General features: G+C 53.8%; 2 protein-coding genes. Both read right to left on the bottom strand.

The features are described 5' to 3' along the window. Nucleotides 1-219: 219 nt before the first annotated feature. Nucleotides 220-1026 carry an IclR family transcriptional regulator gene (locus HHL08_RS25240; RefSeq protein WP_096064112.1) on the bottom strand — a complete coding sequence of 269 codons (807 nt, stop codon included), beginning with the start codon at nucleotides 1024-1026 and terminating at the stop codon, nucleotides 220-222. A gap of 70 nt (nucleotides 1027-1096) precedes the next feature. Continuing rightward, nucleotides 1097-1306: a hypothetical protein gene (locus HHL08_RS25235; RefSeq protein ID WP_169575584.1), complete on the bottom strand. Its 210-nt coding sequence runs from the start codon at nucleotides 1304-1306 to the stop codon at nucleotides 1097-1099. Nucleotides 1307-1467: the final 161 nt, after the last annotated feature.

Here is a 1467-nt window from a genome sequence, read left to right as displayed (position 1 = left end):
ACCCGCAAGCCTCAACATACCCGACCTTCGGCTCATCCCCGGGAGTGATGCACCGCGCCTGCCTCCAACCAAAAACCGAAATCCTGACGCCCGATCAACAACGCGATGAATTATACGGGCTAGTAGGTGAACTGCGCATTGCCTCACCTGATTTGCTCCTCATGACCATGCCGTTGCCTCATCTCAACAGGAATCTCAGATTACCCTTCTGCGACCGGGCTAGCCCTGCCAGCCGAGCGCCCTGCTTGCGCCTTGCGCTGCCTCGATAATTTTTGCCATCTTGGCCTCGCTGAAAACCGCTTTATGTTGAGAGCGGGCTAGGACACTTACCGTCGCAACCAAGCGATTTTGCGAGTCTAGGATCGGCGCTGACACGGCTGATAGTCCCGGCACGAAAGTTCCGAAAGTACGCGCGAAACCAAGTTGCCTCGCCTCGTCAATCAGGGCCTCAAGCCTGAGGTCATCAACAATAATGCCTTCCGCCCGTTCCAGTTTGACCCGTTCCCAAGTCTGTGCTCGGGGACAATACGCCAAGAAGAGGATGCCGGTCGATGACGTCTGCAACGGAAGGACTGACCCCGTGTGCAGCGATGTAGACAGCGGCATTCCTCCATCGACCCACCGAATGACCGTCGGACCGTAGTCGCCCCAAACGCAGAGCAAGCCCGTGGCCTTCAATTCTGCCAGCACATTCTCCAAATGCATGTTAGCTATCCGTACGGTGTCCAGTCGGGCCATCGCCGCCAAGCCCAGACGTACTGCGAAGCTCCCTAGCGAATATCGTCCGCTCTTTTGGTCCTGCTCGACCACTTCGGTATTGACAAAAGACAGCAAATAACGATGAGCTTGGCTACGAGATAGGCCGGAATTCTCAGCGACTTCTCGGAGATACGCCCCCTCCCCCTTCTTCATCAAAGCCAGGAGGACTCTTACTCCAATTTCAACCGATTGAATCGACTTTCTCGGACTATCATTGTCTTCGAATTTATCTTCAGTCGAATCTATTACTTTTTTTTGGTGGTCCATGATAATCCGATTTGAGTTATGTAGCGATCTGAACATCATCTGACATGGCTCCAGCATACCCAAGCTGGAATTACAGCAGGGCCGTATTATTGCGCATGATCGCGGGTGAAGCAACACGCATACTCATCCGCTCGGTCCCCGCTTGGTCAACGAGTTGAAAGACCAGTCTTATGAGACCTGTGCGCGGGTGGGTGTAGAAGACCGAAAAGCCATCGGTTTTGGTCTTTAGTGCGGGTTGCGCCGCTTCGCGACCATTCAGGCGACAGGCTGTAGTTTCCATTATGAGTTTGTCGCAACGGATGTTATCTGAATTGCGCTTGACCTGCCCCCCGAGAGTTCCCTCATTCTAATGTAGAGTCTGCCGACAGAGGAGCAGACGTATGAGGAAGAGCCGTTTTACCGAAGCGCAGATTATCGGGATGATCAAGGAACAGGAGGCCG

This window comes from Sphingobium psychrophilum (assembly GCF_012927105.1).
Taxonomy (GTDB): Bacteria; Pseudomonadota; Alphaproteobacteria; order Sphingomonadales; family Sphingomonadaceae; genus Sphingobium; species Sphingobium psychrophilum.
Note: the sequence above shows the minus strand (reverse complement) of the source record. Positions and strands in the feature narration are given on the sequence as shown.

Bases quoted from the DNA above. Each gene is read 5' to 3' on its own strand.
- HHL08_RS25240 (WP_096064112.1), bottom strand. From the start codon at position 1,026: ATGGACCACCAAAAAAAAGTAATAGATTCGACTGAAGATAAATTCGAA.
- HHL08_RS25235 (WP_169575584.1), bottom strand. From the start codon at position 1,306: ATGGAAACTACAGCCTGTCGCCTGAATGGTCGCGAAGCGGCGCAACCC.